The organism is Zestomonas ipomoeae, assembly GCF_057128665.1.
The window spans coordinates 1-13,324 of sequence record NZ_JBSKHQ010000007.1; the positions used below are offsets into that span (position 1 = coordinate 1).

12 protein-coding genes are annotated in these 13,324 nt (G+C 66.3%); 8 read left to right on the top strand and 4 right to left on the bottom strand.

Annotation, left to right across the window (positions count from 1 at the left end; genetic code table 11):
• Positions 1–404 precede the first annotated feature (404 nt).
• Positions 405–1,250, bottom strand: coding sequence for an ATPase (locus tag ACWKV7_RS09960; RefSeq protein ID WP_483857507.1), 846 nt, complete (start codon positions 1,248–1,250; stop codon positions 405–407).
• A gap of 336 nt (positions 1,251–1,586) precedes the next feature.
• Between ACWKV7_RS09960 and ACWKV7_RS09965 the strand changes: the two genes are divergently transcribed.
• Positions 1,587–1,895 carry a hypothetical protein gene (locus ACWKV7_RS09965; RefSeq protein ID WP_483857508.1) on the top strand — a complete coding sequence of 103 codons (309 nt, stop codon included), beginning with the start codon at positions 1,587–1,589 and terminating at the stop codon, positions 1,893–1,895.
• Position 1,896: 1 nt separating this feature from the next.
• Here the strand turns inward: ACWKV7_RS09965 and ACWKV7_RS09970 are convergent, their stop codons facing one another.
• Entirely contained in the window at positions 1,897–2,886 is a 990-nt protein-coding gene (locus ACWKV7_RS09970; protein ID WP_483857509.1) for an NAD-dependent epimerase/dehydratase family protein, read from the bottom strand.
• Positions 2,887–3,139: 253 nt separating this feature from the next.
• On the opposite strand from ACWKV7_RS09970, the gene ACWKV7_RS09975 reads away from it, so the two are divergent.
• Positions 3,140–4,198 (top strand): saccharopine dehydrogenase family protein, encoded by a 1,059-nt coding sequence (locus tag ACWKV7_RS09975; RefSeq protein WP_483857510.1) that lies wholly within the window; start codon positions 3,140–3,142, stop codon positions 4,196–4,198.
• 11 nt (positions 4,199–4,209) lie between these two features.
• On the opposite strand, the gene ACWKV7_RS09980 is transcribed toward ACWKV7_RS09975, so the two are convergent.
• Positions 4,210–5,100, bottom strand: a complete 891-nt coding sequence (locus tag ACWKV7_RS09980) for a LysR family transcriptional regulator ArgP (RefSeq protein WP_483857511.1) — start codon at positions 5,098–5,100, stop codon at positions 4,210–4,212.
• Between the two features lie 96 nt (positions 5,101–5,196).
• Between ACWKV7_RS09980 and ACWKV7_RS09985 the strand changes: the two genes are divergently transcribed.
• The 4 genes from ACWKV7_RS09985 (at position 5,197) to ACWKV7_RS10000 (ending at position 9,472) form a co-directional block, all read left to right on the top strand.
• The gene (locus ACWKV7_RS09985; RefSeq protein ID WP_483857512.1) at positions 5,197–5,592 is read left to right on the top strand and encodes an ACT domain-containing protein; all 396 of its coding nucleotides are present in this window, start codon (positions 5,197–5,199) and stop codon (positions 5,590–5,592) included.
• A gap of 5 nt (positions 5,593–5,597) precedes the next feature.
• Entirely contained in the window at positions 5,598–6,200 is a 603-nt protein-coding gene (locus ACWKV7_RS09990) for a LysE/ArgO family amino acid transporter (RefSeq protein ID WP_483857513.1), read from the top strand.
• Between the two features lie 266 nt (positions 6,201–6,466).
• Positions 6,467–7,048: a superoxide dismutase [Fe] gene (gene sodB / locus ACWKV7_RS09995; RefSeq protein ID WP_483857514.1), complete on the top strand. Its 582-nt coding sequence runs from the start codon at positions 6,467–6,469 to the stop codon at positions 7,046–7,048.
• Positions 7,049–7,408: 360 nt separating this feature from the next.
• Positions 7,409–9,472: a putative bifunctional diguanylate cyclase/phosphodiesterase gene (locus tag ACWKV7_RS10000; RefSeq protein WP_483857515.1), complete on the top strand. Its 2,064-nt coding sequence runs from the start codon at positions 7,409–7,411 to the stop codon at positions 9,470–9,472.
• 190 nt (positions 9,473–9,662) lie between these two features.
• Here ACWKV7_RS10000 and ACWKV7_RS10005 read toward each other — a convergent pair whose 3' ends face one another.
• Positions 9,663–10,214 carry a LemA family protein gene (locus tag ACWKV7_RS10005; RefSeq protein WP_483857516.1) on the bottom strand — a complete coding sequence of 184 codons (552 nt, stop codon included), beginning with the start codon at positions 10,212–10,214 and terminating at the stop codon, positions 9,663–9,665.
• 181 nt (positions 10,215–10,395) lie between these two features.
• Between ACWKV7_RS10005 and ACWKV7_RS10010 the strand changes: the two genes are divergently transcribed.
• Both ACWKV7_RS10010 and ACWKV7_RS10015 read left to right on the top strand, forming a co-directional pair.
• Positions 10,396–11,736: an imelysin family protein gene (locus ACWKV7_RS10010; RefSeq protein ID WP_483857517.1), complete on the top strand. Its 1,341-nt coding sequence runs from the start codon at positions 10,396–10,398 to the stop codon at positions 11,734–11,736.
• Positions 11,737–11,903: 167 nt separating this feature from the next.
• On the top strand, positions 11,904–13,319 hold the full coding sequence (locus tag ACWKV7_RS10015; RefSeq protein ID WP_483857518.1) for a di-heme oxidoreductase family protein: 1,416 nt from the start codon (positions 11,904–11,906) through the stop codon (positions 13,317–13,319).
• The last annotated feature ends 5 nt before the right edge of the window (positions 13,320–13,324 follow it).

The window sequence follows — 13,324 nt, forward strand, 5'->3', positions numbered from 1 at the left end:
CCAGCCTCCAGTCGAGTACGAGAAGGCAACCGCCTGAAATCCCCTATTCGGGTGTCCACTAAAACTTGACCACGACAAAGAGCCGTGATGGGCCAGGGATGGCCCTTCACGGCGTGCCCCTGGAGCGGCGATGGAGTGAGGGAAGTCTCGCGCAGCGAGACCCGGATGTGGGGTGCGCTTTCTTCTTGGTTACTTCTTCTTTGCGCATTTCAAAGAAGAAGTGACTCGGCCGGGGGGCCGAAACCAGAAGCATCATCGAAACACGGTAATCAGCCAGCGCACGGATCATCAAGCCCAACAAACAAGAGACAAACTCGCCAGCCTGGTGTCAGGCTGTCTCCCGCGAAAACCAAAGAAAAGCCCCTGGGCCGGGCGGCCGAGGGGCTTCGATGACGCGGCAAGACTCAGCGCGCGTCGATCTGCTGCTGCAGGTTCACCACCTGACTCTGCAGGGTGTTGATGTTGCGCGTCATCTGCGCGCGGAAGGCGTCGAACTCGGCGGTGTTGCTGCCTTGGGCGGCACGGTTGTCCAGTTCGCTGCGCAGGACCAGCAGGTCCTGCTCCAGGCGCGCGATGGTCTGGTTCGGGTTGCCTTGCTTCTTCAGCGTCTCGATCTCGCCGCTCAGGCTCTTCACCCGACCGTCCAGCTTGTCCAGGCCAGCCTGCAGGGCTTTGTTGTCGCCGAGCCCGGCCTTCAGCTTGTCCTGCTCGCCAGCCAGGGCTTTCAGGCGGCTGTCCAGCTGGCTGTCGGCAGTCTCGCTGGCCTTGAGCTTGTCGGCCAATTGTTCGAGGCGCTTGTCCACGCCGCTTTGCTGGCCAGCGTTCGCCTGTTGTTGGCGGGCCAGCTCGGCCAGCTTGTTCTCCAATTGCTTGACCTGCAGCTTCAGCGCTTCGCTACCGGTGGTCACGGTCGATTCGGTGGCGACCACCTTGCCGCTGATGTCCTGGATGCGCCCGGCGGCTTCCTCGCTGATGCGCGCGAAGCTTTCCTGGGTCGCCACCAGTTGCTGCTCCATCAGCGAGATCTGCTGGAAGCTCCACCAGCCCAGGCCACCCAGGGCGATGGTGAGGGCGCCGATCAGCGCCCATAGCGGCCCGGTACTGGCGCTTTTTACTTCGACCGGCTTGGCACTGCGACCGTAGACCGGGCGACGCGGCGAGGGCTCGTCGGGCTCGAAAGCTTCGCGGTCGCTGAGGTCGGGCGTGAGGCTGGGCACGTGGTCCAGCTCGTCGTGGGCATCGTTACGCATGGCGGAACCTTTGGGGAAAGCACACTAGGGGCAAAGTGCCGCGCAGTATACCGATTCGCGTGCGGCGCTTCAGCGTCGCGCCAGGGCGGTGCGGGTCGCACCGACGAAGGGCAGGCAGCACCCCATCGGACCGGCTCTGGCCCGGGGAATTCGGCACTCCGTGAACTGGTACGCACTTTGCAAAATCCCTGCTGGGTGTCATGGGCGGCACCTGTGCCAGGGAGGCAGAGAACGCCGAGGCGTTCACGAGTACGGGCCGGCGCCCGGCCTCGCCGCTCCGGGGGCATACGGGACGTATGCCCCCGGAGCCCTCTTCGCCAATGGGGGAACCACCGCATGGAATTGAACAAAGCCGTATTGGACTGCATGCAAACGCTGCGTCGCCGTCTACGCGACGAGTTGGCCGTGGATATCCGCCTCAGCCAGCCGGACGCCATCGTCGCCATGCTCGGTGCCTGCCTGCGTTCGAGCGATCCGGAAACCCGCCTTCTCGGCCAGCGCCTGGCCGAATACAGCGATCGCCAGGACAGCACCGTCGCCAAGCCGCTCTACCGCGGCCACGCCCAGGCGGACATCAGCACGCCGGCGCTGGCCCATGCCAGCGGCTCGGTGCGCATGTACCGCGGCCAGCGCGTCTACGTCTGACTCACAGCCCCTGGGCCTTCCACCAGTTGCAGAATTCGTCCAGCGCAGTCCAGATGCTCACCTGCGGCTCGTAGTCCAGGTACTGCCGGGCGCGACTGATATCCAGGGAGAAGTCCTTGGCCATCACCGCCACCCCGAGGCGGAACAGCGTCGGCTCCGGACGCCCCGGCCGCACTCGGCAGAACGCCTCGTTCAACGCCGCCGCGGTGTAGGCCAGCGTATAGGGCATGTGGCGGGTCACGGGTGGCAAATCGAGCTGGCGCAGCACGTAGTTGACCACGTCCCATAACGGCACCGGCGCGCCGTTGCTGATGTTGTAGACCTTGCCCAGCGCCGGCCCGGCCGCCAGCAGACCGCTGAACAGCGCGTCGTTGAGGTTCTGCATGCTGGTGAAGTCGACCTTGTTCAGGCCGTTGCCGATGATAGACAGGCGCCCCTTGCGCTGCATGTTGATCAGCCGCGGGAAGATGCTGGTATCGCCGGCGCCGGTGACGAAGCGCGGGCGATAGGCGATCACTTCCAGGCCGAACTCCTCGGCGCCGAAGACCTTCTGTTCGGCGAGGAACTTGGTCGCCGCATAGGGGTTGCCGAAGCGCTTGGGAACCTGCTCCTCCGTCAGGCCGACATGGGCATGGCCATCGAAATAGATCGACGGCGAGGACAGGTACAGCAGGCGTCGCACCTTCTGCTTGAGGCAACCCTCGATCAGGTTCTCGGTGACCGCGACATTGGCCTGGTAGAAGTCCTCGTAGGGACCCCAGACACCCACCGCGCCCGCGCAATGCACCACGGCCTCGACGTCCCGGCACAGCCGCAGAGCCAGATCGGCATCGCCGAGATCGCCCTGAACGAACTCGGCGCCGCGTTTGACCAGGTGCTCCATCGCCTCCGCCCGGCGCCCGCTGACCCGCACCTCCAGCCCCTGCTCCAGAGCGAACCGGGCGAAGCGCCCGCCAATGAATCCGCTGGCACCGGTAACCAGAATCCTCATGCCTTGCCCCCTGTCGTGATCGTGCGCTCAGCCTAGCAGCGCCGGCGCCCCGCCGCCGTGGCGCAGCGGGCCAAACCCAGCGACCGTGCGAGCCGCTGTGCCAGCCAGGCAACTCTGCCCGCACAGTTCGACCGTCGGACCGGACATTTCTTGCAAAACACCAGCCCACCGTCCCCACCCTTGGATAGGCGACCGCCCCTGACGAGACCGCTAGAACGACTACCCTGTTAACGCCCCCTCAGAGGAAACGCGCATGGCCAAGCAGCACTGGATGATCTATGGCGCCAACGGCTACGCCGGCCACCTGCTGGCCGAAGAGGCCCGTCGACAGGGCCTCTCGCCGTTGCTCGGCGGCCGCAACCCTGGCGCGGTGCACGCCATCGGCAGCCGGCTCGGCCTGGAATGCCGCATCTTCGACCTCGACCATCGCGAGCGGACGCTCGAAGCCTTGGCCGATGTCGCGGTGGTGATCCACTGCGCCGGGCCGTTCTCCGCCACCAGTGCGCCGATGATCGAGGCCTGCCTGGCGAGCGGCACGCATTACGCCGACATCACCGGCGAGATCGGTGTGTTCGAGGCCGCCCATGCCTACCACGAACAGGCGCGTGTGGCCGGCCTGGCGATCTGCCCCGGTGTCGGCTTCGATGTCATTCCCAGCGACTGCGTGGCTGCCTGCCTGCATCAGGCCATGCCCGACGCCAGCCACCTGGCCCTTGGCTTCGACACCGCCAGCGGCCTGTCGCCGGGCACCGCCAAGACTGCCATCGAGGGCCTGCCGGCGGGTGGCCGGGTTCGCCGTAGCGGCGTGCTCACCGAAGTGCCGCTCGGCTATCGACGCCGCTCCATCGATTTCGGCCGCGGCGAGAAGAGCGCGGTGACGATTCCCTGGGGCGACGTGGCGACCGCTTACTACAGCACCGGCATCCCGAATATCGAAATCTACCTGCCGACGCCGCCAGCGGTCGCGATTCTCATGCGCCTGCTCGACCCACTGCGCGGTCTGTTCGGCGTGCCAGCGGTGCAGCGCTGGCTGAAGCGCCAGGTAGAGGCTCGGGTCAAGGGCCCCGACGAAGCCAACCGCCAGCGCCTGCGCACCTGGCTATGGGGCGAGGCCCGCAACGCCGCCGGCGAGGTCAAGGTTGCCCGCCTGGAGACGCCCAATGGCTACGACGTGACCACCCATGGCGCACTGCTGGCGGCGCAACGCCTGCTCGCCTACCAGGGCCCCGGCGGCTACTTCACGCCTTCGCAGCTGTTCGGCTCCCGCTGCGTGGAAGAGCTGCCCGGTGCCGGCCGCATTCTGATCGACTGAGCCGCGACGGGTCAGCGGGCGATCAGCATCGCGCGCGCGGCACGGGCCAGGTGACGGGTCAGCTCGCCGAGCAGCTCACCACTGTTGCGCCAATGGTGCCAGTACAGCGGCACGTCGATCGGCCGTTGCGGCAGCAGCTCCTGCAGGGCCCCACGCGCCAGCTCGTCCTGCACCTGCAGTTCCGGCACCAGGCCCCAGCCCAGGCCACCCTCGGTCAGGCGCACGAAGCCCTCCGAGGACGGGCACAGGTGATGGGGAAAGCCGCCGCCTGCGCCCAGGGCGGATAGATAACGGTGTTGCAGCGAGTCGTCGGGGCCGAACACGATCGCCGGCGCCTGCGCCAGATCCGCCGCACTCACCCCTTGGGGAAAGTGCCGGGCAATGAACGCAGGGCTGGCCACCGCGCGATAGCGCATCGCCCCCAGCGCCAGGCTGCGGGCACCGGCCAGCGGGCGCTCGGCGGCACACACGCAGGCCGCCACTTCGCCGGCGCGCATGCGCTTCAGACCGACTTCCTGGTCCTCCACCACCAGATCCAGCAGCACGCGATGGCTGGCACAGAACTCGGCCACCGCCTGCGCCCACCAGGTGGCCAGGCTGTCGGCATTCAGAGCGATGCGCAGGCGCTCGGGCAGCCCGCCCTCGTCCAGCGCCGGCACCTGGCCCTGTAGGTCGCGCTCCAGCAAGCGCACCTGCTGCACATGATTGAGCAGGCGCCGGCCGATGTCGGTCGGCGCCGGTGGCGTTACACGCATCAGCACCGGCTGGCCGACCCGTGCTTCAAGCAGCTTGATGCGCTGCGACACCGCCGACTGCGACAGCCCCAGCACCTGGGCCGCACGCTCGAACCCGGCCTGCTCCACCACGGCGGCCAGAGCCGCCAGCAACTTGTAGTCGAACAATCAGTTTTCCTTATGAGCGATCAGCATAATTCGTTTTTCTTATACAGGCATTCACCGCAGACTCGCCACATCGAACTGCCTGAAGAGACACCTCCCATGACTGGCGAAACCAACCTGCGCACCCTGCTGCGCAACCTGACTCCCGAGCTACACCCGGGCAGCTATGTGTTCTGCTGCCTCGCCGACGTGCATGATCTTAAGGGCACCGCTCCCCTGGGCAGCTTTCGCGAGCGCGAAGGACTGACGGTGATCCTCGAGCGCGAACAGGCCGAACGCCTCGGCCTGCCGTTCGATTTCGAGGCCGCCTGGATCACCCTGACCGTACATTCGGCACTGGCGGCCGTCGGCCTCACTGCCGCCTTCGCCACCGCCCTGGCGCAGGCCGGCATCAGTTGCAACGTGATCGCCGGCTACTACCACGACCACCTGTTCGTCGCCCGCGCCGATGGCCAGCGGGCCCTGGCCGTCCTGCAAGCCCTGGCGGCGGAGTGAGCACCATGTGGCAGAGCTATATCAATGGCTTGCTGGTGGCCGCCGGCCTGATCGTCGCCATCGGAGCCCAAAACGCCTTCGTCCTCGCCCAGAGCCTGCGGCGCGAACATCATCTGCCGGTCGCCGCGCTCTGCGTGCTGTGCGATGCGCTGCTGATCAGCGCAGGGGTCTTTGGCCTCGCCGCGCTGCTGGCGCAGAGTCCGCTGCTGCTCGGCATCGCCCGCTGGGGCGGCGCGGCCTTCCTGCTCTGGCTGGGCACCCAGGCGCTGCTGCGCGCCTTGCGCCCGCAAGCGCTGGAGCAGGCCGCCGGCAACGCGCCGCGCTCGCGCCGTGCGGTACTGCTGACTGCCCTGGCGGTCACCCTGCTCAACCCGCATGTGTACCTGGATACGGTCCTGCTGATCGGCTCCCTCGGCGCCCAGCAGCCGGTGCCGGGGGCCTATGCCCTGGGTGCGGCCAGCGCCTCGCTGACCTGGTTCTTCTGCCTGGCCCTCGGCGCCGCCTGGCTGGCCCCCTGGCTGGCGCGACCGGCGACCTGGCGCCTGCTCGACCTCGGCGTGGCGGCGATGATGTTCCTGGTCGCGATACAGCTGCTGCGCGGGCTGTAGGCAACCGCGCAGCGGCCCGGAACCCAGTCGCCGGGGCACTGTCCACCCTTGGCCAGAGGCCCTGGCACCGGCTTTCCCACACAGTTGCTGCGTGGTTATGCCGCAGTGCCGGTGCTATGATCCCGCCTTCGCGGCGCAGAGAGTCGAAACTCCAGCCGCATGTCCGGCCGCCCGTGAACGGCCTCGCACCAGGAGCCCTTCGGGCACGGGTACCCACCCGGCCCCGCAGCTTCTGGCACCCGTCCTGACCTGAAAGGAGATAGACCATGGCTTTCGAATTGCCGCCGCTGCCGTACGAGAAAAACGCCCTCGAGCCGCACATTTCCGCCGAGACCCTGGAATACCATCACGACAAGCACCACAACACCTACGTCGTGAACCTGAACAACCTGATCCCGGGCACCGAGTTCGAAGGCAAGAGCCTGGAAGACATCATCAAGACCTCTTCCGGTGGCATCTTCAACAACGCCGCCCAGGTCTGGAACCACACCTTCTACTGGAACTGCCTGTCGCCGAACGGCGGCGGCCAGCCGACCGGTGCCCTGGCCGACGCGATCAACGCCGCCTTCGGCTCGTTCGACAAGTTCAAGGAAGAATTCAGCAAGACCTCCATCGGCACCTTCGGCTCCGGCTGGGGCTGGCTGGTGAAGAAGGCCGACGGCTCCCTGGCCCTGGCCAGCACCATCGGCGCCGGCAACCCGATGACCAGCGGCGACACCCCGCTGCTGACCTGTGACGTCTGGGAACACGCCTACTACATCGACTACCGCAACCTGCGTCCGAAGTACGTTGAGGCGTTCTGGAACCTGGTCAACTGGGACTTCGTGGCCAAGAACTTCGCCGCCTGACGTCCAGCGCCCGCTCCACGAGAACCCGGCTTCGGCCGGGTTTTCGCATTCTATGGGTCTACCGTCCGTCTGCCCGCCCTCCCAATTGGCCGAACGAGGCTTAAGTACCCGATATAGGGACCGACACAATGCCAGTAACCTGACCAGGCAACCGGCGGCGTTTCAGAGCCGGAGCGGCACGGCCGCAGCGCGCCGCGACAGAGCGCCTGGGCAGTCCTGGGATTAGAGGATCGGCATCGCCCGGCGGCCTGGTGCAAGCCGTCCGGCATGGCCGTGCGTACTGGCCCTTTGACTGCTTCGGCGAGTTTGCCAATACTCAGTACGGTAATCTGTCGCCAGCACCGAACAAGGAACCACCACTTGAAGCTGGAACTGAAGAACAGCTTGTCGCTTAAGTTGCTCCGCGTTGTGCTGCTGTCGGCACTGGTGGTGGGGGTGGTGCTCAGCTGCGCGCAGATCGTTTTCGACGTCTACAAGACGCGCCAGGCGGTGGCCAACGATGCCCAGCGCATCCTCGGCATGTTCCGTGACCCCTCCACCCAGGCGGTCTACAGCCTGGACCGGGAAATGGGCATGCAGGTGATCGAAGGCCTGTTCCAGCACGAGTCCGTGCGCTTCGCCGCCATCGGTCATCCCAACGAACCCATGCTCGCGGAAAAATCCCGTGACCTGATGCAGATACCGACCCGCTTGCTCACCGACCTGATCCTCGGCAAGGAACAGAGCTTCACCACCCAGCTGGTCGGCCGCGGTCCCTACAGCGAATACTACGGCGACCTGACCATCACCCTGGACACTGCCCCCTACGGCGAGGACTTCATCACCAGCTCGGTGATCATCTTCGTCTCCGGGGTACTGCGCGCCCTGGCCATGGGCCTGGTGCTGTACAGCGTCTACCACATGCTGCTGACCAAGCCGCTGTCGAAGATCATCGAGCACCTGACCAACATCAATCCGGACCGCCCCAGCGAGCACAAGCTGCCGATGCTCAAGGGCAACGAGAAGAACGAACTGGGACTGTGGATCAACACCGCCAACCAGTTGCTCGCCTCCATCGAACGCAATACCCACCTGCGCCGCGAGGCGGAGAACAGCCTGCTGCGCATGGCCCAGTACGATTTCCTCACCGGCCTGCCGAACCGACAGCAACTGCAACAGCAGCTCGACCAGATCCTCGAAGACGCCGGCCGCCTGCAACGAAGGGTGGCCGTGCTCTGTGTCGGCCTGGACGATTTCAAGGGCATCAACGAACAGTTCAGCTACCAGGCCGGCGACCAGTTGCTGCTGGCCCTGGCCGATCGCCTGCGTGGCCACAGCGGCCGGCTCGGCGCCCTGGCCCGGCTCGGCGGCGACCAGTTCGCCCTGGTCCAGGCCGATATCGAGCAACCCTACGAAGCCGCCGAACTGGCGCAGAGCGTGCTGGACGACCTGGAAGAATGCTTCGAACTGGACCAGCAACAAGTCCACCTGCGCGCCACCATCGGCATCACCCTGTTCCCGGAAGACGGCGACAGCACCGAAAAGCTGCTGCAAAAAGCCGAGCAGACCATGACCCTGGCCAAGAGCCGTTCGCGCAACCGCTACCAGTTCTACATCGCCAGCGTCGACAGCGAGATGCGCCGCCGGCGCGAGCTGGAAAAGGACCTGCGCGACGCCCTCGCCCGCGGCGAGTTGCACATGGTCTACCAGCCGCAGGTGGACTACCTCGACCATCATGTCAGCGGCGTCGAGGCGCTGCTGCGCTGGCAGCATCCGCAACACGGCTTCGTGCCGCCGGACCTGTTCATCCCGCTGGCCGAGCAGAACGGCTGCATCATCGCCATCGGCGAATGGGTACTGGACCAGGCCTGCCGCCAACTGCGCGAATGGCACGACCTGGGCTTCACCGAGCTGCGCATGGCCATCAACCTGTCCACCGTACAGCTGCACCATGCCGAGTTGCCGCGGGTGGTGAACAACCTGCTGCAGGTCTATCGCCTGCCGCCGCGCAGCCTGGAGATGGAGGTCACCGAAACCGGCCTGATGGAAGACATCACCACCGCCGCCCAGCACCTGCTCAGCCTGCGTCGTTCCGGCGCGCTGATTGCCATCGACGATTTCGGCACCGGCTATTCCTCGCTCAGCTACCTCAAGAGCCTGCCGCTGGACAAGATCAAGATCGACAAGAGCTTCGTGCAGGACGTGCTGGAGGACGAGGACGACGCCACCATCGTTCGCGCCATCATCCAGCTCGGCAAGAGCCTGGGCATGCAGGTAATTGCCGAGGGGGTGGAAACCGCCGAGCAGGAGGCCTACATCATTTCCCAGGGCTGCAACGAGGGACAGGGATATCTCTACAGCAAGCCGCTGCCGGCCCGCGAACTGACCGTCTACCTGAAGCAGGCCCGCCGGCTGAACGCCGCTGCCAATCCCGCCACCCTCTAGGGCCTACAGGAAAAGCCGCCGAGCAACGGTCAGGCCAGGCAAGATTCCGCTAAGCCCGCGAGCCGGTTGACTGCTCCCACAGAACCGAGCGAGACAGCTTCGCAAACCCCGGCAAGCCTGTTTTCGACGGCACCCGGCAACACCGCAGCCCGCGCGCCCGGGCACTGCGCCTTGCAAAGCCATCATCCGACTAGCGCCGCTTGGCGTCGCGAGCCTCCGGCTGCCCGGTGCCGAGCAGCTTCACCGCGCCAAAGCCCATCAGCCCACCCAGGGCGGAAGCGGGAAAACGTGCCAGTTGCCCATTGATGCCGGCGGCCTGCAGGTCGTGTTGCTTGCGGCCGTCGAGAATCTGCTGCTGCAGCGCAACGACCTGCTCCTGCCGCTGTTGCAAATCCTGGTCCGCCTGCGCCAGCGGGTAGTTACCGGTGAGCGACAGAAGCCGGTCGAGGTCGACGGCCAGCCAGTCCTCGATTTCGCTCGCATCGTCGCGTCCGTGCTGGCCATCCAGGGCGCCGCAGACCACGCGCATGCGCTCCAACGCGGTGCGCTCGTGAGGCATGTGGCGCTGGCAGGCATCCACCAGTTCGGAAAGGGCAAGCCGGCGTCGTTCCAGCAGCTCATCCAGGCCGGTCCTGGTTGCATCCAGGCCTTGCCGCCACCTGCTCAAGCACCGATAGAGAAAGACTGCATAGCCCGCCGACAGGCACAGCAACAGACCGATGACAACGCTCGCCAGAACCATGAAGCCCCTCCCCGAAACAAGCCGTCAGTTTAACGGCTCAGGCCAGGCAATCGGCAGCTTCTGCCGCTTGCAAGGTGATAGCGGCGAGACATCAGGCCTTTACAGGTAATGCAAATCTTTCGCATTATATCCCGAATTTCCACGCCCGCCCTGCCAACCACAATCCAAAAAGGACGTCTCCATGCCCCGTATGCCTTTGGCCACTGCCAGCCTGCTGGCCCTTGCCATTTCTCTCGCCGGCTGCGGCGACGACAAAGAAAAGGCCGCCACCCAGGCCGCGCCCACCGCCAGCACCGAAGCCAGCACGCCGGCCGCCACCCCGGCGAAGATCGACGAGCAGGCTGCCAACGCGGTAGTCGAACACTACGCCGACGTCGCCCTCGCCGTGTTCAGCGACGCACTGACCACCGCCAAGGCGCTGCAGCAGGCCGTCGACGCCCTGCTCGCCAACCCCAGCGAAGAAACCCTGCAAGCCGCCCGCGCCGCCTGGCTGGCCGCCCGCGTGCCCTACATGCAGAGCGAAGTGTTCCGCTTCGGCAATCCGGTGGTCGACGACTGGGAAGGCCAGCTCAATGCCTGGCCGCTGGACGAGGGCCTGATCGACTACGTCGCCGACGGCTACCAGCACGCCCTGGGCGCCGCTGGCGCCACCGCCAACATCGTCGCCAATACCGAGATCCAGGTCGGCGAGGACAAGATCGACGTCAAGGACATCACCGGCGAGAAGCTGGCCAGCCTGAACGAACTGGGCGGCTCCGAAGCCAACGTCGCCACTGGCTACCACGCCATCGAGTTCCTGCTCTGGGGCCAGGACCTGAACGGCACCAACCCCGGCGCCGGCGAGCGCCCGGCTACTGACTTCGTGGTCGGCGAAGGCTGCACCGGTGGCCACTGCGAGCGCCGCCGCGACTACCTGAAGGCCGCCACCGCGCTGCTGGTCAGCGACCTGGAAGACATGGTTGCCCAGTGGCAACCGAACGTTGCCGACAACTACCGCGCCACGCTGCTGGCCGAACCGGCCGAGAACGGCCTGCGCAAGATGCTGTTCGGCATGGGCAGCCTGTCCCTCGGCGAACTGGCCGGCGAGCGCATGAAGGTCGCCCTGGAGGCCAACTCCACCGAGGACGAGCACGACTGCTTCAGCGACAACACCCACAACTCGCACTTCTACAACGGCAAGGGCATTCGCAACGTCTACCTGGGCGAATACAAAAAGGTCGACGGCACCATGTTGACCGGCCCGAGCCTGTCCGGCCTGGTGGCCAAGGTCGACCCCGCCGCCGACGACGCCCTGAAGGCCGATCTGGCCGCCACCGAAGCCAAGCTGCAGGCCCTGGTGGACAGCGCCGAGAAGAACGACCAGCACTTCGACCAACTGATCGCCGCCAACAATACCGAAGGCCAGAAAATCGTGCGTGACGCCATCGCCGCGCTGGTCAAGCAGACCGGTTCGATCGAGCAGGCCGCCAGCAAGCTGGGTATCAGCGAGCTGAATCCGGATACCGCCGACCACCAGTTCTGACCGATGCCGGACGGGTGCGGCGCAACGCCGCACCCGCCCCCTTCTCGCCTGCCGCTGCCCACCGCCACGGGCTTTGCGGCATCGCCTCAAATGCAAATTGCTCTTATTCAAATTCCATTAGCCTGCTAAGATTGCGCACCTGCTCGAGTTGTCCGGGTCCGCTTTCGATGTCCGCTTTGACGCGCTGCCTACTTGCCCTGCTGATGTTCAGCCTGGGTGCCTGCGACCAACCGCCGCCACCGCTCCAGGCGGAACCCGGCGAGGCGTTGTCCGGTGGCGATGCCACCGTGCGCAAGCAGGACCAGAACGCCTACTCGCTGCCCTCGGCCAACCTCTCGCCGCTGCGCCGACTGGACTTCAGCGTCGGCAACAGCTTCTTCCGCAACCCTTGGGTCATCGCGCCCGCCACCACCACCGCACGCGACGGCCTGGGCCCGCTGTTCAACGTCAACGCCTGCCAGAGCTGTCACATCAAGGACGGTCGCGGCCACCCGCCGGAGCCAGATGCCGAGAATGCCGTATCGCTGCTGGTACGCCTGTCGATTCCCGCCCGCCTGCCCGAGCAGGCGCGGCTGATCGAACGCCTCGGCGTGGTGCCCGAACCGGTCTATGGCGGCCAGCTGCAGGACATGGCGATTCCCGGCACAGCCCCCGAAGGCCGGGTGCGCATGGAATACACCCCCAAGCCGGTCACCTTCGCCGACGGCAGCGTCGTCGAGCTGCGCCAGCCAACCCTGCGCATCACCGACCTCGGCTACGGCGCCCTGCATCCCGAGACGCTGTTTTCCGCACGCATCGCCCCGCCGATGATCGGACTCGGCCTACTCGAAGCGATTCCCGAACAGGCGCTGCTGGCCAACGCCGACCCGGACGACAGCGACGGCGACGGGATCTCCGGCCGGCCGAACCGCGTCTGGGACGATGCCAGCCAGCGCAGCGTGCTCGGTCGTTTCGGCTGGAAGGCCGGCCAGCCCAGCCTCAACCAGCAGAACGCCCACGCCTTCGCCGGCGACATGGGCCTGACCTCCTCGTTGCTGGACCGCGACGATTGCAGCGATGTGCAGACCGACTGCCGCGCCGCACGCAGCGGCGGCGAGCCGGAAGTCAGCGACGAGATTCTCGCCGCGGTGCTGTTCTATAGCCGCAACCTCGGCGTACCCGCACGCCGCCAGGTGGACGACGCCCAGGTGCTGGCCGGCAAGGCGCTGTTCCAGCAGGCCGGCTGCCAGGGCTGCCACACCCCGATGTTCACCACCGCCGCAACGGCAGCCGAGCCGGAACTCAGCAACCAGGTCATCCGTCCCTATAGCGATCTGCTGCTGCATGACATGGGCGAGGGCCTGGCGGACAATCGCCCGGAATTCCTGGCCAGCGGCCGCGAGTGGCGCACGCCGCCGCTGTGGGGCATCGGCCTCACCGAGGCGGTCAACGGCCACACCCAGTTCCTCCACGACGGCCGTGCACGCAACCTGCTGGAAGCGGTCCTCTGGCACGGTGGCGAAGCCGAAGCGGCACGGCAACGGGTGCTGCATTTCGATGCCGGACAACGCGCCGCGTTGCTGGCCTTTCTGAACTCTCTCTAAGGAGC